The following is a 22746-nucleotide window of genomic DNA, read 5'->3' as shown; positions in this document are numbered from 1 at the left end:
ACATCTATTTTTATAATCATCAACGATTTCAAGAACGCAACAACGGCCTTGCCCCTCTTGAAATGAGGAACAAGGCCGTCGCCTAATCTTTTATTATTTCATTGTCCACTTGACAGGGAGCAGTTCACTGACAAGGGAGTTCGTTTTTTATTTGGATTCACTAAACTGACTTTGATACAGATTATAATAGAAACCCTTATCTGCCAAAAGACTTTCATGGTTACCTTGTTCGATAATCTGTCCATCTTTCAAGACCAAAATCTTATCAGCTTCCTGAATGGTAGATAAACGGTGGGCGATGACGAAACTTGTCCGCCCTTTCATCAACCGTTTCATGGCCTTTTGAATCAAGAGTTCCAAACGAGTATCAACTGAAGAAGTTGCTTCGTCAAGAATCAGAATGGCAGGATCCGCCAACAAGGCACGTGCAATGGTCAAAAGCTGTTTCTGACCTTGGGAAATATTGCTGGATTCCTGGTTCATTTCCATATTATAACCGCCAGGCAGGGTACGGATAAAGTGGTCAACGTTGGCGGCTTTGGCAGCTTCCACAATTTCCTCATCCGTCGCATCCAGACGTCCAAAACGCAGGTTTTCCTTGATGGTCCCTTCGTAGAGCCAGGCATCCTGCAAGACCATACCAAATTGACTACGGTAGGATTGACGAGAAATATTCCGAATATCCTGACCATCCACCTTGATAGCACCCGATGTGACATCATAGAAACGCATGAGAAGGTTGATGAGGGTTGTCTTACCAGCCCCTGTTGGTCCAACGATGGCCACCATTTCACCTGGCTTAACATCAAGATTAAAGTTACGGATAAGCGGCTTGTCTTCTGAATAGCCGAATTCAACCTGTTCAAAGCTGACTTGTCCGGTCAGACTAGCTGTCAACTCTAGCGCATTGGCGTCTTCTTCGTCAAGCTCATCTAAGACTGAAAAGATGCGTTCAAGGGAAGATTTAGCAGACTGCAACTGGGGTGCCAACTGGGTCAAGGTTTGGACTGGCTGAGAAATCTGCCAGACGTATTGGACGAAGGCCTGCATATTACCGACCGTCAATGTACCTGCAAGAACTTTCAGACCAGCAAGTAAGGCCACGACTACATAGGCAATGTTCGATAAGCCGTGTACCAGGGGCATGAGCAAGCCTGACATGAAACTAGCCTTGAAACCAACTTCCTGCAAATCGGAGGTAATCTGGCGAAATTCTTCTGTAGAAATTTCTTCACGGCCGTAGAGTTTGAGAACGTTAAAACCTGTCAGATTTTCTTGGACAAAGCCGTTCAATCGACCTAGGGCATCAGCCTGTTGCTTGAAATAAGGCTGGGATTTGCCCATGACAAACTTGGAACAAAAATAAGTCACTGGAACCAAGGTTACGACTACAAGTGCTAGGGATACATCCAACCAGAAACACATGAAAATGGCTAAAGAAAGGGTTAGTACAGCATTGACGAGCTGAAGAAAACTTTGCTGCAAGGCATTTGAGACTGTCTCCACATCACTTGTAAATCGACCTAATAGGTCACCATACTGGTGTTTATCAAAATAGGAAACGGGAATTTTGTTAATCTTGTGACTCAAATCCTGCCGCAGTTCCTTGGTTGCTCCCTGTACCGCCTTAGTCATGAAATAGGTAGAACCATAGGCGCCGATTTCATATAGAAGGGCACGGAGGGCATAGATGGCAAGCATGATAGCAATGTAGGAATAGTTAATCTGCGCTCCGTCTACTCCATTTGCCATGTCCAACAGATTCTTGGTCAATTCTGTAATGATAAGCCCCAGTACAAAGGGCTCCAGAGCATTCATAACTGCACTGATGGTCTTTAGAAAAACAGCTAAAAATACAGGAGATTTGTAACGACGCAAATAGTCCCAAACACGGGTAAATACTGATCTATTCTTCATAATTCCTCCTATTCTTCTGTTAGCGATTGACGGTTAAGCTGAGAGTTGGCAATTTCTCGGTAAATCTCATTGCTTTCCATCAATTCATTGTGGGTGCCACGACCAACGATTTCACCTTCGTTCAGCACGATAATCTGGTCAGCATCCATAATGGTTCCGACACGTTGGGCAACAATCAGCACCGTCGCATTTTCTGTCACTTCCTTCAAACGACTCCTCAAAATCGCATCCGTCTTATAATCCAAGGCTGAGAAAGAATCATCAAAGATATAAATATCGGGCTGTTTGACAATGGCACGCGCAATGGACAAACGTTGCTTTTGCCCGCCTGACAGGTTGCTTCCGCCTTCTGCTAGATGGGTGTCGAATTTTTCTTCCTTACTCTCGATAAACTCCTTAGCCTGAGCCACATCCGTCGCATCATGAAGTTCAGCAAGACTAGCATCCATCTTACCGTACTTTAAGTTTTCCGCGATAGTTCCGGTAAATAGCAGAGCTTTCTGCGGAATAAAGCCAATCTTGCTGCGGAGTGCCTTTAGATTGTAGCGTCTGACATCCACACCGTCCACCAAGATACGACCAAGTGTCACATCATAGAAACGTGGAATCAAGTTGACCAAGGAAGACTTACCAGAACCTGTTGAACCAATAAAGGCAATGGTTTCACCAGGCTTAGCCTTAAATGAAATATTGTGGAGAACAGGCGATTCCGTTTCACCAGGATAGGCAAAAGTTACATTTTCAAATTCCAAATAACCACGAGTGTCTGTTTCAGTAATCCCATCTTCATTCTTAGAAATGGAAATGGGCATGTCCAAGACTTCCTGAATCCGTTGGCTCGATACGGACATACGTGGATACATGTTAAACAAGTTAGCAAAGAGCAAGAATGAGAAAAGCGCGTGGAAACTATATTCGATAAAGGCTACCAAATCACCGATTTGCAGACTACCTGTTCTCAAGGGCTCCAAAGCGAACCAGACAATGGCCACAATCATAGCAATGATAATCTGGACAAAGAGAGGTTCTGTCAGACCAGTCAGATTAAAGAGTTTTTTGGAAATATCGGTATATTCCTCATTGACCGACTCAAAGCGCTCCTCTTGAAACTCCTCACGCGTAAATGCACGAATGACACGAAGTCCCATTAAGTTCTCACGAACATATTGGTTGATTGTATCCAAGCGTTTTTGCTGTGTTTCTGATAGAGGACGAGTTTTGGTTGCCACATAGAAAATAACAAAAACTAGAAAAGGCATGGCTACTGCTACTGTCCAGGCTAAGCTCGGACTAGTTACCAAGGTCATGATGACAGAAGCAATCATCATCAAGGGTGTAATGATACCTAGTTTCAACACCATTTCAGAGAATTGCATGAGAACAAAGGCATCATTTGTCATACGAGCAACTAGAGAAGAAACACCAATCTGCTCATATTCATGATGAGAGTAGTCCTGAATTTTCTCATACAGATCATTTCGAATATCTTTGACGATATTGGTAGTTAATTTTCCAGCTGCATAGGCAAGTGTCACTCGGCCAACAATACCGAGCAGGACAATCAGTCCCATCATCCCCGCCCAGAAATAGAGCTGACTAACATCGTTCTTTGTAATTCCTTGGTCAATCATCCTAGCCAAAAAAGTCGGCAAGCCCAAGTTTACCACTACAAATAAGAAGGCCCCCAACAAGTCTAAGGCAATCCACTTAGGATATTTTTTTAAGTAGGTCCAAATCAGATTCATCTTATCTCCCTTTCTATATGTTAAAAAGGGGTATAACCCCTTCTGTAAAGTTAAAAGCCACCAAACGGTGACTTTCTATTCTTTCTCGTCGATCACTAAACGAACTTTTTTATCACTTGTTGGAACAGAATAGACAATCGTTCTGATTGCAGAAATTGTGCGTCCTTTTCTACCAATGATACGTCCAATATCAGATTGATCCAAATCCAAATGATATTCCAAGAATTCAGGTGTATCAACAATTTTTATTGTCAAGCTATCAGGCTGTGAAATCAAAGGTTTCACAATCGCAATAATGAGATTTTCAATCATGTCCATAAGTGTTCTCGCTTACTGTTCTTACTTAGAGAATTTTTGTTCGTGGAATTTCTTCAATACGCCAGCGTTTGAAAGAAGGCTACGAACTGTATCAGATGGTTGTGCACCTTTTGCCAACCACTCAAGTACACGCTCTTCTTTAAGAGTTACTGAGTTTTCAGCCAAAAGTGGGTTGTAAGTACCAACAGTTTCGATGAAACGACCATCACGTGGTGCACGTGAGTCTGCAACGTTGATACGGTAGAAAGGTTTCTTTTTAGAACCCATACGAGTCAAACGGATTTTTACTGCCATTTTTAAATGTTCTCTTTTCTTTGTATTTTTATTCGGTGAAATAGCAGAGCTATTTAGCACATGTTCTATTATACCACACTTTAACAGGGTGTCAAGAAAAAAACTTGACAGGTTTTAAAAAATTTTATTGCTCGAGCATATCTGCTAGTTCTCTCAGTTGACTTGCTAGATTTATACGGTCAAACAGTAAATTATAGACTCCATCTTCACTCAATACTCCGCAAGGAATACCATTGAAATCCCCCTTATTAGATAAATCAAGATCTTCCATATAGATCTGGCTCTGGTAATAATCTAATAACTGTAAATAAGTCGATTGTTCCTGATTGAGTTGGGTCACACTATCGGAAAGGGACTTGTTCAGCTCTAGATGCCTATTAAATATTTTTTCCATTTCCTCTACACGTTTTCTTGCTTCCATAATATTTTTCATCAGTGTGTACTACCACCACCCTTTTTTATATCCGCTTTATCCCTATATTCAACGATTGCTCCTATGGCTACTTCAACTCCTCTTACAATATCGTTCAAAGACATGGAAGCCAGTCCTGGCTTGTCCACGACCTGCTCTGGAAGATAAGGAATATGGAGAAAACCGACCTTAGTCTTTGGAAATTGTTTCTCCGCCAAGTAAAGAGCTTGATACATGAGATGGTTGCAGACAAAGGTCCCGGCAGTATTAGAAACAGAAGCTGGAAGCCCAATCCTATGAATAGCTTCAACCATTGCTTTGATGGGTAAGGTGGAGAAATAAGCAGGCTGACCATCTTCTCGAATCGTTCTATCAATCGGCTGTTGCCCTTCATTGTCTGGAATGCGTGCATCATCTTGGTTAATGGCTATACGCTCAGGAGTTAAATCAACTCGCCCACCAGCCTGACCAATACATAGTACCGCATCAGGTAAATGCTCTGCCATTTTCTCCTCTAAAACATCCGCAGCCTTGTCAAAAACAGTCGGAATCTCTACAAGAATAATCTCTGCACCAGCAATGGTCTTAGGTAGAGATTTTATCGTTTCCAAGGCTGGGTTAATAGGCTCGCCACCAAAGGGATCAAAGCCTGTTACGATGATTTTCATACTTCCTCCTCCAAAATAATTTCTCCGTAGTGAAATTTTTGATTGGGTCTGACATGACGTTTAAAGCCAAATTCTTCAAATACTTTATCTCTAAAATGAGCTTTAATAATGATTTTCTTCCTTGCCACGCGCTTGCATTCGCTCAAAAATTCTTCTGATAGGGCTGTGTAATTGGCAAAGGGTTTCAGTCCATCAAGATTGTCCGATTCCGTAATCTCTTGCGAAAACATGGGGTCAAGGTATATGACATCAACTGATTGATCCACCTGCTTTTTCAAATATGTCAAACTATCTGTCCAAATTGTCTGAATAGACCGCATGGCTTGATTGACTTCTGATTTCCCACTATCAAACTCTTTTAAGCCCTGGCTCACGATAAAATGAATGATCTGAGAACTCTCCAAGGCTGTCACCTGATGACCAGCACTAGCTAGCACAATACTATCCGAAGCTAGGCCCATGGTGCAGTCTAGGACAGTTTGTTTATCTGGTCCAAGCAACTCCAAAAGTGGATCTCGTCCAGACTTGATCCGCAACATAGCTGTATCAGGGTGGAAAAAGAGTTTTTGCCCTTCTTTTTGTTCAATGACCAATCGATCCTTGTAGACCACCAAGACTGCATCCGCCTGCTTTTGAAAGACCTTGACAGCTTGCTTTCGTCGGTCACAGTAGGCAAGCCCTAACTCTTCCGCCAGATTTTTTGCCTTTTGGACCAAATTCTCGTCCATACCCAGACTTGTTGTAACGATTACTTTCATACCACTAGTATATCAAAAATCAGGACGAACTCAAAATTCATCCTGATAGTAACTTCTATATCGCCTGTGTCATGAAGCTGCGGCTTTCCAGTACCTTGACCATGGCTTCTGCTGTATCAAGGGCTGTAAAGAGTGGAATTCCTCCTTCAATAGCAGAGCTTCGAATCACTTGCCCGTCGCCGTCGGCCACACGTTTTTTACCAACCGTATTGATAATAGCCTGAACCTTTCCAGCTCGAACTAGACTAGGAATATCTTGACAGGACACATCGCCCAATTTTCCAACAGTTGTTACGGAAAGACCATTTTCTGTTAGAAAGGCAGCTGTTCCAGCTGTAGCCAGTAGACCATAACCAAGTTCATGGAAGCGTTGGGCAAGACCAAGTGCTTCTTCCTTGTCTTCATCCGCAATGGTAAAGACAACGTTGCCAAACTCAGCGAGGTGCTGATAACTTGCTTCGAAAGCCTTATAAAGTGCTTTTTCTAGTGTCAAATCTGAACCCATAATCTCACCAGTAGACTTCATCTCTGGACCTAACAAACTATCAACTTTAGCCAATTTTGTGAATGAGAATACTGGTGCTTTAACGTGCACTTGCTTGCTTTCAGGATAAAGACCGTCTTGGTAACCCAGTTCCGCAAGGCTTTGTCCCAAAATCAATTTGGTTGCAACCTGGGCCATTGGAATGTCTGTAACCTTGGACAAGAATGGCACCGTACGACTAGCACGAGGATTGACTTCGATCACATATACCGTTTCATCCTTAATAACAAACTGAATATTCATCATACCGATACAGTTGAGGCCGATTGCCAAGCGTTTAGTGTAGTCTGCAATGGTCGCCTGCACCTCTTTAGACAAGGTTTGTGGCGGATAAACAGCCATCGAGTCACCTGAATGGACCCCAGCGCGCTCGATATGCTCCATAATACCTGGAATCAAGACATCCTTACCATCTGAAATGGCATCCACTTCACACTCACGACCGACGATATACGAATCCACCAAAACTGGGTGCTCTGGCGAAGCCTTGACCGCCGTTCTCATATAAGAACGTAAGTCCCCTTCATTTTCGACAATCTCCATAGCACGACCGCCCAAGACATATGAGGGACGAACAAGTACCGGGAAACCAATTTTGCGGGCCGCTTCTAGTGCTTCCTCTTCGTTGGTTGCGGTTTGACCTGGTGGCTGTGGAATACCAAGGTCTTTCAGGGCTTTTTCAAATAAATCCCTGTCTTCAGCACGATCCAAGTCTTCCACTTGCGTCCCCAAGATTGGAATACCTGCTTTTGCCAATGGCTCTGCCAAATTGATAGCTGTCTGGCCACCGAACTGAACGATAACCCCTTTGGGTTTCTCAAGGCCAATCACATTCAAGACATCTTCCAAGGTCAACGGCTCGAAGTAAAGCTTGTCCGAAACCGAAAAGTCAGTTGACACTGTTTCAGGGTTTGAGTTCATAATGATAGCTTCGTAGCCAGCCGCTTGAATGGCCTTGACCGAATGCACCGTTGCATAGTCAAACTCCACACCCTGTCCGATACGAATTGGGCCAGAACCCAGCACCAAAACAGATTCTTTTTCCGAACGGATAGACTCATTTTCCCACTCATAAGTTGAATAGAAATAAGGTGTAGCACTTTCAAATTCGGCTGCACAAGTGTCCACCATCTTGTAAACAGGGACAATCTTGTGCTCTGACCGCAGTTGACGAATATAGGATTCTGTCCGTCCCCAGAGTTCCGCAATCTTGCGGTCTGCAAAACCGTACTTCTTGGCTTTTTTCAATAAGTCGATATTATCGTGATTGATTGCCAATTCCTGCTCAATTTCTAAGATATGAAGCAGCTTATCAAGGAAGAAAAGATCAATCTTGGTCAATTGAGCCAGTTCTTCTACTGTATAGCCACGTCGAAGGGCTTCTGAAAGATAGAATAAACGATCATCCTGTGCCTTGACAATCTTTTCAACCAATTGGTCATCTGTTGCTTGGCTGAGTTCTGGCATTTCATTGTGATAAACACCGATTTCTAAAGAACGGCAGGCCTTGAGCAAGCTTTCTTCGATATTGCGACCGATAGCCATGACCTCGCCAGTTGCTTTCATCTGCGTTCCAAGGCGGCGCTCCCCTTTTTCAAACTTATCAAATGGGAAACGTGGAATTTTTGCCACAACGTAGTCAAGAGCAGGCTCAAACATGGCATAGGTTGTTCCTGTAACAGGATTCACCATTTCATCCAAGGTCAATCCAATCGCAATTTTTGCTGCCAATTTGGCAATAGGATAACCTGTCGCTTTGGATGCCAAGGCAGACGAACGGGACACACGTGGGTTTACTTCAATGACATAATATTTGAAACTATGTGGATCCAGTGCCAACTGCACATTACAACCGCCTTCGATTTTCAAGGCACGGATGATGCTGAGACTGGCATCACGCAGCATCTGGTTTTCAATATCAGAGAGCGTCTGCGTTGGGGCAAATACGATAGAATCTCCTGTATGAATTCCCACAGGGTCAAAGTTTTCCATGTTACATACGACCAAGGCATTGTCAGCCGCATCGCGCATCACTTCGTATTCGATTTCCTTGAAACCAGCAATGGAACGCTCAATCAAACACTGGGTCACTGGTGACAGTTTCAGACCATTTTCTGCTATTTCACGCAGTTCTTCTTCATTGGCACACATACCACCGCCAGTACCACCCAACGTGAAGGCTGGGCGAACAATGACAGGATAACCAATTTTACCAGCAAATTCCAAAGCCTCTTCAACTGTTGTCACAATCGTTGATTCAGGAATAGGTTGATTGAGATCTTCCATGAGTTGTTTGAAGAGGTCGCGGTCCTCTGCCTGATCAATTGCAGACAGTTTGGTTCCCAACAGCTCAACTCCAAGCTCATCTAAAATACCAGCCTTAGATAATTCCATGGCCATGTTGAGACCAGTCTGACCACCAAGGGTCGGCAAGAGAGCATCTGGACGCTCCTTCCGTAAAATCCGTGTGACAAATTCAAGCGTAATCGGCTCAATATAGACCTTGTCCGCAATTTCCTTGTCTGTCATGATGGTCGCAGGGTTTGAATTGACCAAGACAACACTATAGCCTTCTTCCTTCAAAGCCAAACAAGCCTGAGTCCCAGCATAATCAAACTCCGCAGCCTGACCGATAATAATCGGACCAGACCCAATCACCATAATTTTCTTAATATCCGTACGTTTTGGCATAATTTTAAGATATTAAGGGCGTTAAGCGGACACAGTCAAAATAGGAGTTTGACCAAGAACGCTTGCGTTCGAGGAAAAACTATCTTTTTGACCCAGTCCGTAGCCCGAATTCAATTACAAAATCCGAGCAACAGAACACCCCTTCTCCTTTCTATTTTCTATCTCTCCGGATAGAATTAAATAATAGACCGACGCAGTAAGGTTTAGCTCGATAGTGGTTAAACCTTACTGCCCTTTTTTAAACGAATCCATCAATTCCATAAATTCATCAAACAAATAGCTGGCATCATGTGGACCAGGTGCAGCATCTGGGTGGAATTGAACAGAGAAACCTGGATAGTACTTGTGGCGTACCCCTTCTACTGATTTGTCATTGATTTCTTCATGAGTAATCATTAAACATTCAGGTAAATCTTCACGAGCCACTGCATAACCATGGTTCTGACTGGTAAAGTCCACTCGACCTGTCGCAATTTCACGAACAGCATGGTTGAAACCACGATGACCAAACTTCATCTTGTAAGTGGATGCCCCATTAGCCTTAGCAAAAAGTTGGTGCCCCATACAGATACCAAAAATTGGAATTTTCCCAAGAATGCCACGAATCATTTCTAGCGCTTCTGGAACATCATCTGGATTTCCTGGGCCGTTTGATAGCATGACACCATCAGGATGGAGGGCAAGAATTTCTTCGGCAGTCGTATCATAAGGGACAACTGTCACATTGCAATCACGCTTGGCTAACTCTCTAAGAATAGAATGTTTCAAGCCAAAATCAACCAGAACAACACTACGTCCAACTCCTGGCGCAGGATAGGCTGTTTTTGTTGATACTTGCTGGATGTTATTGGTTGGCAAAACAGTCGCTCTCAATTGGTCTGTCAAATGCTCAACAGAATCACCGACATTTGCCAAGGTTGCCTTCATGGTACCGTTCTGACGAATAATTTTAGTTAGGGCGCGTGTGTCAATTCCAGAAATTGCTGGAATTTTCTTAGCCTTTAAAAATTCATCCAAAGTCATTTGGTTACGCCAATTACTTGCTCGACGAGCCCACTCACTAACAACCACTCCCTTACAAGTCGGCTTGATTGATTCATAATCATCACGGTTAATCCCATAATTTCCCACCAAAGGATAGGTAAAGGTTAAAATCTGACCATTATAAGACTGGTCCGTGATAGATTCCTGATAACCAGTCATCCCCGTTGAGAACACCAACTCACCAGTCACATCCATATCAGCACCGAAGGCCTCACCTTCAAAAATAGTACCATCTTCCAAAATTAAACGTCTTTTTGACATAATCTATGATACAAAGCCCGTTAAAAGGACAAAGTGAAAATAGGAAATTCGACGCCGACGCTACAAGCGTCAAGACGATATTTATCTTTTTCACACAGTCCTTAGGGCGTGTTCGAATATAAAAATCAAATCTTACTCGAACCTGTATCTTCTCCTTTCTATTTTCTATCTCTCCGGATAGAATTAAATAATAGTCCAACGTTTGTACAGTCAATTCGATAATAATTGACTGTACAAACTAGTGCAAGGGATAGCCTGACCTCCATAGAGGCAGGCGTAGGGAAATGAGTTGCTTGCAACCATTGACCTGTCCCTTGCCTTTCTATTCGTCGCCTCTCTGAGCGACATTAAATAAGATAAGTCTAACAAATTTCTAACTGCTCAGTTCTAAGATACCTGAACAACTTACTTTTAAGCCTTGCCATTGACAATTGCTTCCAAAATCGCCATCCGAACAAAGACACCATTTTGCATTTGACGGACAATACGTGATTTTGGCGCCTCTACCAATTGGTCATCAATTTCTACATCACGGTTAACAGGAGCCGGATGCATAACAATTGCAGTATCTTTCAAGCGTTTGTAGCGCTCCTCTGTTAAACCATGCAAACGGTTATAAGTTTCTTTAGAAAAACCACCATCACCATCATGTCGTTCGTGTTGCACACGGAGCAACATCAGTACATCTACCGTTTCCACAATATCATCAATATTCAAATGCTGACCATAGACATCAAATTCCTCTGCGTACCATTCCTCCGGTCCAGCAAAGAAAATCTCAGCCCCCAGACGTTTCAAAATTTGCATATTGGACTTAGCAACTCGTGAGTGTGTAATATCACCTGCAATGGCAATCTTCAAGCCTTCAAAAGTTCCAAATTCTTCATAAATAGTCATCAAATCAAGTAGGGATTGGCTTGGGTGTTGACCTGAACCATCACCACCATTGACAATTGAAGTCTGAATGGTAGGACTATCAATCAATTGCTTGTAATAATCCACTTCCGAATGACGAATCACGCAAATGTCTACCCCAAGTGCCGACATGGTCAAAATGGTATCATACAAGGTTTCACCCTTATTGACTGAGCTGGTACGAGCATCAAAGTCAATCATTCCCATATCCAAACGAAGCTCTGCCATTTCAAAAGACTTATGCGTCCGAGTTGAATCCTCAAAGAAAAGGTTAGAAGCATAGTACTTCCGATCCAACTCTACTTTTTCCCCACCTTTGAACGCTAGCCCGCGTTGAATGAGTCCAAGTACTTCTTCATTTGAAAGAGTCTCCATTGTAACCAAGTGTTTGAGTGAAACTTTACCATTTGTAATTGTCATGATGTTACCTACCTTTATGATCTAGCTGTAGAATGATAATTTGTAAACGAAGCGACTATGCACCTTCAACCAGAAGGACAGCATCTTGACCATCGATTTCAGCCATGTGCACAATGATTTCTTCAGAACGGCTAGTTGGAATATTCTTCCCAACATAATCTGCTCGAATAGGCAATTCCCTGTGTCCACGATCCACAAGTACCGCTAAACTAACACGAGCTGGACGGCCCAAGGACACTATGTTGTCAATAGCAGCACGAATAGTTCGTCCTGTATAAAGCACATCATCTACTAATATAACATCACGATCGTTGACATTGGCAGTCATATTTGTCGTATCATCTTCTACCTTCATGTCATCTCGAAACGGCTTGGTATCCAACTCTCCCAACGGAACGTCGATACCCTCTAATTGCTTAAGCCTCTCCTGAATCCTCTTTGCAATGAAAACACCCCGTGTTTTAATCCCTGCAAGGACAATATTATCCAAATTCTTATTCCGTTCGATAATTTCATAAGTGATACGGGTGATCGCCCGTTTCATAGTCATATCGTCAACGATTTCTTTTGTCTTCATAAGACCTCCAAAAATATAGAAAAAGTCTCCTTATACAAGGAGACTATGAAAATATAGGCTAGTTAGAACCAACCTGCTTAACATCCGACTCCTTGTCTGCCTCTCTGGACAGGTTTTAAAGGATTAATTAAGCAAAGTATAGCATAAAATCTCAGCCTTGACAATTTTTTTCTGAAAAAATATAGAAATTATCGGATTTTACTGAGAATTTTTTCCAAAAGACAATGGAGTCTTAAGGTTTATGGATTTAAGTCCCGCCAACATAAACCCACAAATCAGATAAGCAACAAAAATTGTACCTGCATAAGTCAAAACATAAGTCCAACCATACTTAGGAACGTTGAGAAAGAAATAAGCAAAAGGACTATCCTTAGCATCTGGGATTGGAATTTTTATGAAAAGACCATTCACTAGACCAAAAATCGTGTAGAGAACAGGCAAAAGCGTCCACCAAATCGGATCAAACCACTTGTACTGTTGCTGGCGATCTACTATTAAGGTATCTAATAAAAAATACAAGGGAACAATATAATGGCAGAGTAAATTTTCAACACGCCAGAAATCGTCTGCCAAAGGGGCCAACATAAAGTGATAGACTACACAAGTAATCATGATAGACATGGTTACAGCAGCCTTTATTCGAAGAAAACGTGACGTCTGTAAATCCACACTTTTACTCATGGCATAGATCATATAGACCGCAAACACAGAGACCAGTAAGTTGGATTGCACTGTGTAATACATAAGCATGCCAACTCCATATTTGATAATTTCTAGCGCAGTACCCGCGATGGCTAAAATAGCTAACAAGCATCTACTGTAAAACAAAATACTTTGATGTTTCATAATATCCTTTCAAATATGACAAAAGACTGGTTAACCAGCCCTTTCTCTTAAATTTTTTTAACAAATTCAGATTTCAGCTTCATCGCACCGAAACCATCGATTTTACAATCAATATTGTGATCACCTTCAACGATACGGATGCCTTTAACACGTGTACCTTGTTTAAGATCCTTAGGCGCACCTTTCACTTTCAAGTCTTTGATTAGTGTTACAGTATCGCCGTCCGCCAAACGATTACCGTTGGCATCAATTGCAACAGGTCCACTTTCTTCCTCAGCTACATCTGCTGGGTTCCACTCGTAAGCACACTCAGGGCAAACCAAGAGGGCACCGTCTTCATAGACATATTCAGAATTACATTTTGGACAATTTGGTAAAGTTTCCATTCTTACTCTCCTTAACATTTTTCATGTTCTAGTATAGCATTTGTTGAAAAAATGGGCAAGATGATAAGGTTTTCATACCATTATTCAGCCTTGCGCAGTTTTTCAAGTGTCTCCTGAAAAATAGCTGGCGCTTCTGCCGTAAATTCAACAACCTCACCAGTTCTCGGATGGGTAAATCCAAGCGTTCTGGCATGAAGAAATTGGCCATGCCCTTTTAGTGTTTTCCTTGGACCGTAAGCTTCATCACCCGCAACCGGATGACCAATATAAGCCATGTGGACACGAATTTGGTGAGTTCGCCCTGTTTCCAAGGTCAATTCCACCAAAGTGTAGTCACCAAAACGCTCCAGAACCTGAAAACGTGTCACAGCTTCTTTCCCTTTGGCAGTCACCGCTTGTTTCTTGCGGTCTTTTTCAGAACGACCAATCGGCGCCTCAATTACTCCGCGATCGTTTGGTAGATTGCCATGTACAATGGCCCAATACTTACGAAGGGATTTCTTGTCTTTCAATTCAGCAGCAAGCTTTGTATGAGCATCATCGTTTTTAGCAACCATGAGCAGGCCAGAAGTATCCTTATCAATCCGATGAACAATTCCTGGTCGCAAGATACCATTGATGCCTGACAAATCTTTTACGTGATAAAGGAGAGCATTAACTAGCGTTCCAGACGTGTGACCAGCCGACGGATGAACGACCATCCCTTGAGGTTTATTTACAACAGCAACATCCTCGTCCTGAAAGACAATCTCTAAAGGAAGATCCTCAGCAACATAGTCGATTTCTTCTACTTCTGGAATTTGATAGGTTAGGATATCTCCAACCTGTACACTATATTTAGCTTTTTTAGGTTGTCCATTGACCAAAACCTGACCAGCCTTAATCTGCTCATTTGCAACCGAACGAGACAAATCCGTCAAATCCGACAATGCCTTATCCAAACGAATGCCACCAACCTCAACTCTTACTTCCATTACTCTCTTCTTTCATAATACAAATAAATAAAATACCTACACCAACTGTCAGACAAACATCTGCTACATTAAATACAGGGAAACTAATAAAATCCAAGTGAAACATGTCCACCACATATCCCAGTCTAAGACGATCAATAAAATTCCCAAGAGCACCAGCAATCATCAAAGACAGACTGAATAAAGTCCAGATATTGCCCTTGATCTGTTTGATATAGTACCACACTAGGCCTGTCACAGCAACAATTGTCATTATCGTGAAAAACCACTGCTGATTTTGTAAAATCGACCAGGCTGCACCATAATTTCTTAGATAAGCTAAGCTCATCAATCCTGGTATAAATTCCGTTACCGTATCTAATTCAATATTGGCAACTGTCCAAGCTTTTACAAGCTGGTCCAGACCAATTAATACTACCATCAAAAATGGAAATCCAATTTTACGCATTTTCATCCTTCTTCTTATCAAAATATGCCTGCATGGTTTCAATAAAGTCTTTGGCACAAGAACTAAGTTCATCATTGGCTCGTTTAACGTAGACCATGCGATTGTCTACCTTTCCTTTGAGAGGAATTACTGTAATGCCATTGACACTCTCATCATCAAGATAGCCCGAACCAGTTGCATAGGCATCCGTACGCTCCAAAATTCCATTCAAAGTAGCACGGTCTGTCACATCAAACACAACCGAGGAATCCGACGTATCAATCAAGTTCTCGGAATAATAGAGATAAGCCTCTTTTTCTTGAGTGAACCGTACGGTAGGTAGACCTACCAAATCTGCCGGCTCAATCTCAGCTTTCTTTGTCAAAGGATGATCTTCACGAAGGTAGATATGCGTCTGAAATGCAGACAAATCTACAGCTTGCAAGTGAAGTTTATCCAATTTCTGCATGATTCCTTTTGTATTTCTCTCGTTCAAATAAATAATACCAAGCTCGCTATAACCTTGAGCAACCTCATCTAAAATCTGTACTGTAGTCGATTCAAAAATGCGAAAATGAGGGTACTGCGGGTGGCTACGAGAGAACTCCGTAATCAATGGAGGAAGAAAATCATAATGCTGACTTGAGATTGAAAAAGTCTTCTCTCCTTCTTCAGGTTGCAAATAGAGATGCTCAAACTGATCAAATCCCTTAACTAAAGCCTGAGCTTTCTCATAGAATTCCATCCCTTTTTGTGTCAAAAAAGTTCCTGAACTAGTTCGGCTAAAAATTTGAAAACCTAACTCTTTTTCCAAATCACGAATGGAAATAGACAAACTAGGCTGGGAAACGTACATTTTCTCTGCTGCTTCCCGAAAAGTACCACTGTTTGCAATGGCTACAACGTAGCGTAATTGTTGAATATTCATACCTGATACCTCTTAAAACTGCTTCTACCATTATATCAAAAAAAGCAAGAATTTGCTGAACTCTTGCGTTTTCGCAAATAGACTATTCTTCTCTTATATATCTTCCAGGTTCCCAATTTCTCTTCTTCAACTGCAATTTGAAAGGCTTTGGAATTTCTGTTCGCCAAATCATCGATGACTGATTTTACTAAGTTGGAACCTATAACACTTCCTCTGAACATTTCATCTACTCCTGAACGTAGAACTTATAGGAAGCGCAACAGTGCAGATGGCAAAATATTTTTATTCTATAGAGAAGATATTGCCGTCTCGAATCACTTCTATCGTACACTTTTAAAAATATCAAAATCAAATTACAAAAAAAGACTCTCCGAAAACAACTCGGAAAGCCTATTGTTAAGCCATTTTCAGACTTATTTTGCGATTGGGTAAACAGATACTTGTTTCTTATCGCGACCTTTACGCTCGAAGCGTACAACGCCTTCTACTTTAGCGTAAAGAGTGTCATCTCCACCACGACCTACGTTAGCTCCTGGGTAGATTTTTGTACCACGTTGGCGGTAAAGAATTGAACCACCTGATACAGTTTGGCCGTCAGCAGCTTTCGCACCAAGGCGTTTTGCTTGTGAGTCACGACCGTTTGACGTTGAACCTCCACCTTTTTTGTGGGCCATAAATTGCAAGTTAGCAAGATTCAAGTTTAACATATGTTATTCCTCCGAATTTCTGTAATGATTGTTTCAAGCTACGCGATTAAGCGTTGATAGCGTTGATAACAACTTTTGTATAAGGTTGACGGTGACCTTGTTTGCGGTGGCTACCTTTTTTAGGTTTGTACTTGAAGGTAACAACTTTTTTCTGTTTACCTTGTTTTTCAACAGTACCAACAACAGTAGCGCCTGCTACAAGTGGAGTACCCACAACAGTTTTCTCACCACCAACAAGAACTACTTCTTCGAAAGTAACTTCTTGACCTGCTTCAACGTTCAATTTTTCAACGTAGATAGCTTGACCGACTTCAACTTTAACTTGTTTGCCGCCAGTTTTAATGATTGCGTATGTGCTCATTATGCACCTCCTATGATTTTTGGGTCTTGCCCGAATTTGATGTGAAGACTCGCCTAGTACCGTGGGACGAACCACTTTATATTGCTCAATAAAAATTAAGTTCAGACTAGGCGACGCGGACGCAGGTAGAACTTAGGTTCACCAAGTTAAGTCAACGACGTTTGAGCTTAATTTTTGCAGAGCAACGGCATTCGTGCGGTTGCACAGGAAATGTGCATAGTCAACAGTCCTATTATAACAAAAACACCTGCAAATGCAAGTGTTTTGTATCACTTTTCTTACATTTCGAAAACTTCGCTCTCCTGCTTATTTGGTAAGAACAGAGAGAGGACGATTCCGACAAGAGCTGGTAATAACCATGCTAATGATTGTCCAGCCAATGGCAGAGCTGAGATGATTTTTGAAACAGCAGTCCAGTTGAATTGTCCTGCTAACACTTCTACCAATGACAAAGCTGTCACTACTCCCACAGTTAATTGCATACCATAAGTGGAAAGCGGTACAAATTTGTTCACAATGGTAATCAAGACAATACAGATAGTAATTGGATAGAGAACCAAAAGAACTGGAACTGAGAAGGTGATGATATTGTTCAAACCGAGGTTGGCGATCCCAAAGCCAATCAAAGTAAAGATAGTCGCATATACTTTGTAGCTAAAACGTGGGAAACGCTCAGCGAAAAATTCACCTGAAGAAACAATCAAGCCAGCCGTCGTCGTGAAACAAGTCACGATAACCATAACAGCCAAGAAAATCTGCGCGCTTGGACCAAAGATAGCCTGTGTTGCTTGCGAAAGAATGTAAACACCCTTGTTGGTATCGGAAGCCAAAACATCAGCAGGAACTGGGAAATGATTACCTAGGAAAGCCAAACCGACATATAGTGCTGAGAAAGCTAAGGCTACAACAAAACCAACAGACCAGATGGTTGAAACATATTCCTTCTTGCTGGAGAAACCAAGTTGTTTTAAGGTATTCACTGCTACAACACTAAAGGCAATTGAGGCAAGGGCATCAAGGGTGTTGTATCCTTCAATAAATCCTGTACCAAATGCCTGTCCTACTGAGTAAGCATCGGCTGCAGGAAGTGGATTTGTAGAACCATATTTAACAATACCTAGCACCACTAAAATCACAATCAAAATGGCAAAAACAGGGGTTAAAATACGTCCGATACTGTTTAAGATTTGAGATGGATTGAGAGCAATCAGATAAGCTGCCACAAAGTAGAGAGCTGTAAAGCCAAACAACCAGAGACCAAGATTCGAATCCCCCAACAATGGCGCAATACCAATTTCAAAGGACGTTGTTGCTGTACGCGGAATGGCAAAGAAAGGACCGATAGCCAAATACAAGGCAACAAGATAGACCGTTGCAAAGGCTGGAGAAATCTTACGAGAAATCTCATGTACATAACCTTTTGGATTTAAGGTGCCGACAATCAAGGCAATGACGGCAATTCCGACACCCGATACGACAAATCCTAAAATAGCTGGCCAGAAATTTTCACCAGATAAGACCCCCAAAGCCGGTGGAAAAATCAAGTTTCCGGCACCAAAAAACATACCAAACAGGAGTAAACCTGTTAGCGCTCCTTTTTTCATAATAACTCCTTTGTATTTTTTCTGAAGTCTTATTATATCATACAAATTCGATTTTTCCGAACGATTCGTATTAAAAAATCCAGCAATAACTGGATTTACATGTATGTCAAAATAATTGTATGCTACAGTAAGTCTTCAATCAAACTATCCACTTCGTCTTTCACTTCCTCTTTCGGTGTGATTTCAGTTACGATAATCCCAGCCACAGCTCGTTCCACCAAGCTTTCAACATCCATACGGGCTTCGTATTGCTCGACATTTTTGAGTTTAGGGTTAGTTTTTGGACGGTCAGGGGCAAAGATGGTACAGCAATCCTCAAATGGCTGGATGGAAATGTCAAATGTATCAATTTCTTGAGCAATATCAATGATTTCCAACTTATCCATGGTAACGACAGGACGGATAACAGGTGTATTTGTCACCGCATTGATAGCCTGCATGGATTCCAAGGTCTGACTGGCAACCTGACCTAGACTTTCACCATTGATAATAACCATGGCACCACGCTCTTCCCGTACTCGGTCTGTAATCCGCATCATGAAGCGACGTGTCAAGGTCATCAAATAAGCTTCAGGTGCCTTTTCCTTGATTTCTTCCTGAATTTCTGTAAACGGCACTTCGATAAAGGTGATATTACCACCAAAGGCAGTCAATTTACGAGTCAAATCATGGGCTTTTTTAAGTGCACCTGGGCTAGTATAAGGCGGACTTGCAAAGTGCAAGGCTTCGATTTCTACACCACGTTTAAGTGCCAAATAGCCCGCAACAGGCGAATCAATACCACCTGATAGCATGAGCGTACCCTTGCCAGATGTACCAACTGGAAGACCGCCTGCCCCCTTGATTTCTTCATGGGAAATATAAGCAGCGTCAGGACGAATCTCCACTCGTAAGGTAATATCTGGTGACTTCATTTGCACTTGCACATTTGGAATAGCTGTAAAAACCGCATCTCCAAGGACTTGGTTAAGGTCGCGGCTGTCCAATTCAAAACTGTGGTCACTACGACGCGCAGCAATCTTGAAGGTCATCCCTTCCTTGTAAATGGACTGCATAATCTCCACAACCGCCTCTTTCAAGGCTGGAACAGACTTTTCAATCTTATAAGACGGTGCGAAATTTTGGATCCCAAAAATCTTCTTCAAAGAAGCTGAGACTTCCTGATAATCTGCCCCGTTCAAATAGACATGACCACGGTCACGGTCAAAATAAACCGTCACTTCTGGGTAAACAGAAAGGACATGCTTGATATTATTGCGGAGTTTGTTAACAAACCGCATCTTGTTTTTCCCTTTGGTTGACAATTCGCCATAGCGAATCATAATTTCTGAATAGTTCATTCTACCTTACTTTCTGTGTGTTCTGATAAATTTGTTTGAAAATCGTGAGGAATTGCTCGATTTGCCCCATATCGTTGTCATCATCCAAGCTGATACGGACGGCAGTTTGAGCCAACTTCTGCGGAACACCCATGGCAATCAGTGTTCCAGCTGGTTTTCCAGCCTTGGACGAGCAGGCTGAGGTGGTCGAAATGTAAATCTGGTGATCTTCAAAGGCGTGGACAATGACCTCGCCACGAATATTCTTAATCCCAAATGTCACAATGCTTGGCACAAAGTCCTCTAGCCCAGAAAAGACTGTCACATCTTGGTATTTGTTCAATTCATCCACCAAAATCTGCTTCATAGCCGCCAGTCGCTTCTGGCTATCTGCTGCCTTGTCCAGTGTCAAGCGAAGCGCCTTAGCTGTCGCGGCAATACCAGCCACATTTTCAGTAGTTGAGCGTTTGTCGCTTTCCTGTCCTCCTCCTGTCAATAGCGGAGCGATTTTCTTGCCTGACTTGATATAGACGAAACCTACTCCTCTGACAGAGTGGAATTTGTGACCTGAAAAACTAGCGAAATCAACTCGGTCTGTCAAATATCCTTCCGTTGGCACCTTGCCGATAGCCTGCACAGCGTCCACATGGAAAGAAATGGTAGGCTTATCAGCTAACAGTTGAGAGATTTCCTGAATGGGCTGAATGGCACCAATTTCATTGTTGACGGCCATGATAGAAACCAGTGTGGTATCTGGACGAATCAAGCTTTCTAAGGCTGCAACATCCACAAAACCTTGGGCATTGACCGGAGCCAAATCAACCTCAAAACCTTGTGTTTTGAGCCAAAGTGCCGACTCTTTTACCGCTGGATGCTCAATAGCTGACACGATGATGTGCTTGCCCAGGTGTGCCTTTTCAAATGCCACTCCCTTGATGACCCAGTTGTCACCTTCCGTACCCCCTGAGGTGAAAAAGATTTCTTTGCTATCCTGGCCAAGCAATTCTGCGATTTGCTTACGAGACGCTTCCAAAATACGGGTTGCTTGACTGCCGAGACTATGGAGGCTAGAGGGATTTCCCCAGATTTTTGTCGCCACTTCCGTATAGGTCTTGAGAACTTCTGGACAGACCTGTGTCGTTGCTGCATTATCAAAATAGATCATTTTTTATATTCCTTTTATTGCAATAGTCCTATTTTATCATGTTTTCATGCCTTTCGGCAATCTTTAAGATAGTTTTAAACTTCCTATCTTAAACTAAAGGTGGAGGTACATCATGAATACACGTAAGAATACAAATAAAAAACCGGCTGCTTTAACTAATTTTCAAAAATATTTAACCTTTATCGGATCTATTTTAGGGATTATCACTGCCTGCATCACTATCTACAGCTTTACAGCAAAACCTACAACATCCTCAACATCTCCAAGTACTACCATTTCATCATCTAACGCCACTAGCGCCAGCCAATCATCAACCGACAATCCGTTAACAGAAGTACAAGATTCAACAAGTTCAAGCTCCGAAACAACATCCTCAACCCAAACCGAGACCAGCTCTTCAGTAGAGTCTACTGCCTCTTCCTCGTCTACAGAAATGTCTGCTACCCAAGCTTCGGAGACAATGACAGAAACCAGCACTAATACAGAGGTAACTAGTGGGGCATCCGAAACGACTTCTAATCAATAGCACATAAATATTTGTTTTACTTTCTTGGATTTGATATACTAATTTCAAGAGGGTACAATATGAAATACGTCATTCTAAAAACACCGATTTTCGTTTGGCTACTGATTTTTGCGCTTATACAAATCTTCGCCTTATCGTCATTTTTACCAGAACCATTTGATACTCGTTCATTGCTCCCCATGGGAATATTAATCGGCTGTTCAATCAGGGTTTCCAGTGAAGTTAAAGACCAGGATGGCCAGTATGCTCCATTTAAGTACTTATGGTGGGTGATACTAGGATGGACTGGAATCGGTATTTTATTTGGTATCACTATAAAAGCACCACTAGAATTGCACATTGCCCTGATTGTACATGCAATCGCAGGAGGAATAGGCTACCGCCTTATTGAACGTTATGCAGTTTATCGCTATCATTATTTACAGACAAAAAAGAAAGGCTAACCCTTTCTTTTTTGATTATGTGACTTTTAGTCCGTCACGCTCCGTAAGGTGCGTGACAAATAAACCACCCGCTATGCGGGTGCGCGACGAAGGTTATACCAAAAAACTCCAAACGCGATACAATAAAGGTGTTCAAGCCAATTGTAAAGCGAGAGGAGAAAAGTATGGCACAAAAGGCACATAGTTTATCACATACAAAGTGGTTGTGTAAGTACCACATTGTCTTCACACCTAAGTATAGACGAAAAATCATCTATAATCAATATTGAAGTAGCTTGGGAGAAATATTCCGACGTTTGTGTAGTTATAAAGGCGTAGAAATTATCGAAGGACATCTGATGCCGGATCATGTTCATATGTTAGTCAGTCTTCCTCCGAGATTAAGTGTATCAAGCTTTATGGGTTATTTAAAAGGTAAGAGTGCTCTTATGATGTTTGATAAACACGCCAATCTCAAATATAAATTTGGCAATCGTCATTTCTGGGCAGAGGGATA

General features: G+C 42.1%; 23 protein-coding genes, 1 pseudogene and 1 other annotated feature. Of the genes and pseudogenes, 3 read left to right on the top strand and 21 right to left on the bottom strand.

What is annotated here, in order from left to right; all coding sequences use genetic code 11:
* Positions 1–147: 147 nt before the first annotated feature.
* The 21 genes from ODU45_RS08715 to ODU45_RS08615 form a co-directional block, all read right to left on the bottom strand.
* Positions 148–1917 (bottom strand): ABC transporter ATP-binding protein, encoded by a 1770-nt coding sequence (locus ODU45_RS08715; RefSeq protein WP_398581148.1) that lies wholly within the window; start codon positions 1915–1917, stop codon positions 148–150.
* 8 nt (positions 1918–1925) lie between these two features.
* Positions 1926–3662, bottom strand: a complete 1737-nt coding sequence (locus tag ODU45_RS08710) for an ABC transporter ATP-binding protein (protein WP_398581147.1) — start codon at positions 3660–3662, stop codon at positions 1926–1928.
* A gap of 75 nt (positions 3663–3737) precedes the next feature.
* Positions 3738–3980: a KH domain-containing protein gene (locus ODU45_RS08705; protein WP_012028079.1), complete on the bottom strand. Its 243-nt coding sequence runs from the start codon at positions 3978–3980 to the stop codon at positions 3738–3740.
* A 21-nt stretch (positions 3981–4001) separates the two neighbouring features.
* Positions 4002–4274 (bottom strand): 30S ribosomal protein S16, encoded by a 273-nt coding sequence (gene rpsP / locus ODU45_RS08700; protein WP_002940682.1) that lies wholly within the window; start codon positions 4272–4274, stop codon positions 4002–4004.
* A 124-nt stretch (positions 4275–4398) separates the two neighbouring features.
* Positions 4399–4707: a DUF4298 domain-containing protein gene (locus ODU45_RS08695; protein WP_029171816.1), complete on the bottom strand. Its 309-nt coding sequence runs from the start codon at positions 4705–4707 to the stop codon at positions 4399–4401.
* Positions 4707–5354: a pyroglutamyl-peptidase I gene (gene pcp / locus ODU45_RS08690; protein ID WP_395383261.1), complete on the bottom strand. Its 648-nt coding sequence runs from the start codon at positions 5352–5354 to the stop codon at positions 4707–4709. The genes ODU45_RS08695 and pcp overlap by 1 nt, the downstream gene beginning before the upstream one ends.
* Entirely contained in the window at positions 5351–6112 is a 762-nt protein-coding gene (locus ODU45_RS08685; RefSeq protein WP_398581146.1) for a class I SAM-dependent methyltransferase, read from the bottom strand. The genes pcp and ODU45_RS08685 overlap by 4 nt, the downstream gene beginning before the upstream one ends.
* A gap of 55 nt (positions 6113–6167) precedes the next feature.
* Positions 6168–9347 carry a carbamoyl-phosphate synthase large subunit gene (carB, locus tag ODU45_RS08680; RefSeq protein WP_398581145.1) on the bottom strand — a complete coding sequence of 1060 codons (3180 nt, stop codon included), beginning with the start codon at positions 9345–9347 and terminating at the stop codon, positions 6168–6170.
* A 225-nt stretch (positions 9348–9572) separates the two neighbouring features.
* A complete protein-coding gene (locus tag ODU45_RS08675; protein WP_398581144.1) occupies positions 9573–10652 on the bottom strand; it encodes a carbamoyl phosphate synthase small subunit in 1080 nt (359 codons plus the stop codon).
* Between the two features lie 411 nt (positions 10653–11063).
* Positions 11064–11987: an aspartate carbamoyltransferase catalytic subunit gene (locus ODU45_RS08670; RefSeq protein ID WP_105257566.1), complete on the bottom strand. Its 924-nt coding sequence runs from the start codon at positions 11985–11987 to the stop codon at positions 11064–11066.
* A gap of 55 nt (positions 11988–12042) precedes the next feature.
* Positions 12043–12564 carry a bifunctional pyr operon transcriptional regulator/uracil phosphoribosyltransferase PyrR gene (gene pyrR / locus ODU45_RS08665; protein ID WP_011922318.1) on the bottom strand — a complete coding sequence of 174 codons (522 nt, stop codon included), beginning with the start codon at positions 12562–12564 and terminating at the stop codon, positions 12043–12045.
* A gap of 198 nt (positions 12565–12762) precedes the next feature.
* Positions 12763–13410: a Pr6Pr family membrane protein gene (locus ODU45_RS08660; protein WP_398581143.1), complete on the bottom strand. Its 648-nt coding sequence runs from the start codon at positions 13408–13410 to the stop codon at positions 12763–12765.
* Positions 13411–13457: 47 nt separating this feature from the next.
* The gene (locus ODU45_RS08655; protein ID WP_012775074.1) at positions 13458–13796 is read right to left on the bottom strand and encodes a zinc ribbon domain-containing protein YjdM; all 339 of its coding nucleotides are present in this window, start codon (positions 13794–13796) and stop codon (positions 13458–13460) included.
* An 80-nt stretch (positions 13797–13876) separates the two neighbouring features.
* A complete protein-coding gene (locus ODU45_RS08650; RefSeq protein ID WP_398581142.1) occupies positions 13877–14770 on the bottom strand; it encodes an RluA family pseudouridine synthase in 894 nt (297 codons plus the stop codon).
* Positions 14754–15218 (bottom strand): signal peptidase II, encoded by a 465-nt coding sequence (lspA, locus tag ODU45_RS08645; RefSeq protein ID WP_044667785.1) that lies wholly within the window; start codon positions 15216–15218, stop codon positions 14754–14756. The genes ODU45_RS08650 and lspA overlap by 17 nt, the downstream gene beginning before the upstream one ends.
* Positions 15211–16125: a LysR family transcriptional regulator gene (locus tag ODU45_RS08640; protein ID WP_023370460.1), complete on the bottom strand. Its 915-nt coding sequence runs from the start codon at positions 16123–16125 to the stop codon at positions 15211–15213. The genes lspA and ODU45_RS08640 overlap by 8 nt, the downstream gene beginning before the upstream one ends.
* Before the next feature lie 413 nt (positions 16126–16538).
* Positions 16539–16832 (bottom strand): 50S ribosomal protein L27, encoded by a 294-nt coding sequence (gene rpmA / locus ODU45_RS08635; protein WP_009909754.1) that lies wholly within the window; start codon positions 16830–16832, stop codon positions 16539–16541.
* A 46-nt stretch (positions 16833–16878) separates the two neighbouring features.
* Positions 16879–17193, bottom strand: coding sequence for a 50S ribosomal protein L21 (rplU, locus tag ODU45_RS08630; RefSeq protein ID WP_002941330.1), 315 nt, complete (start codon positions 17191–17193; stop codon positions 16879–16881).
* Between the two features lie 35 nt (positions 17194–17228).
* Positions 17229–17404, bottom strand: a sequence feature (ribosomal protein L21 leader region).
* 67 nt (positions 17405–17471) lie between these two features.
* Positions 17472–18800: a branched-chain amino acid transport system II carrier protein gene (gene brnQ / locus ODU45_RS08625; protein ID WP_398581149.1), complete on the bottom strand. Its 1329-nt coding sequence runs from the start codon at positions 18798–18800 to the stop codon at positions 17472–17474.
* 119 nt (positions 18801–18919) lie between these two features.
* Complete coding sequence (gene thiI / locus ODU45_RS08620) at positions 18920–20137, bottom strand: tRNA uracil 4-sulfurtransferase ThiI (protein WP_015646895.1); 1218 nt, start codon at positions 20135–20137, stop codon at positions 18920–18922.
* Between the two features lies 1 nt (position 20138).
* On the bottom strand, positions 20139–21281 hold the full coding sequence (locus ODU45_RS08615; RefSeq protein WP_398581141.1) for a cysteine desulfurase family protein: 1143 nt from the start codon (positions 21279–21281) through the stop codon (positions 20139–20141).
* Between the two features lie 112 nt (positions 21282–21393).
* Here ODU45_RS08615 and ODU45_RS08610 point away from each other — a divergent pair, with 112 nt between their 5' ends.
* The 3 genes and pseudogenes from ODU45_RS08610 to tnpA all read left to right on the top strand — a co-directional run.
* Positions 21394–21807: a DUF6556 family protein gene (locus ODU45_RS08610; RefSeq protein ID WP_398581140.1), complete on the top strand. Its 414-nt coding sequence runs from the start codon at positions 21394–21396 to the stop codon at positions 21805–21807.
* Positions 21808–21866: 59 nt separating this feature from the next.
* A complete protein-coding gene (locus ODU45_RS08605) occupies positions 21867–22250 on the top strand; it encodes a hypothetical protein (RefSeq protein WP_398581139.1) in 384 nt (127 codons plus the stop codon).
* 164 nt (positions 22251–22414) lie between these two features.
* Positions 22415–22746 (top strand): annotated as a pseudogene (gene tnpA, locus ODU45_RS08600) (IS200/IS605 family transposase); the annotation flags it as partial.

The organism is Streptococcus sp. 2022WUSS135 (genome assembly GCF_044427045.1).
Classification (GTDB): Bacteria; Bacillota; Bacilli; order Lactobacillales; family Streptococcaceae; genus Streptococcus; species Streptococcus hashimotonensis.
Note: the sequence above shows the minus strand (reverse complement) of the source record. Positions and strands in the feature narration are given on the sequence as shown.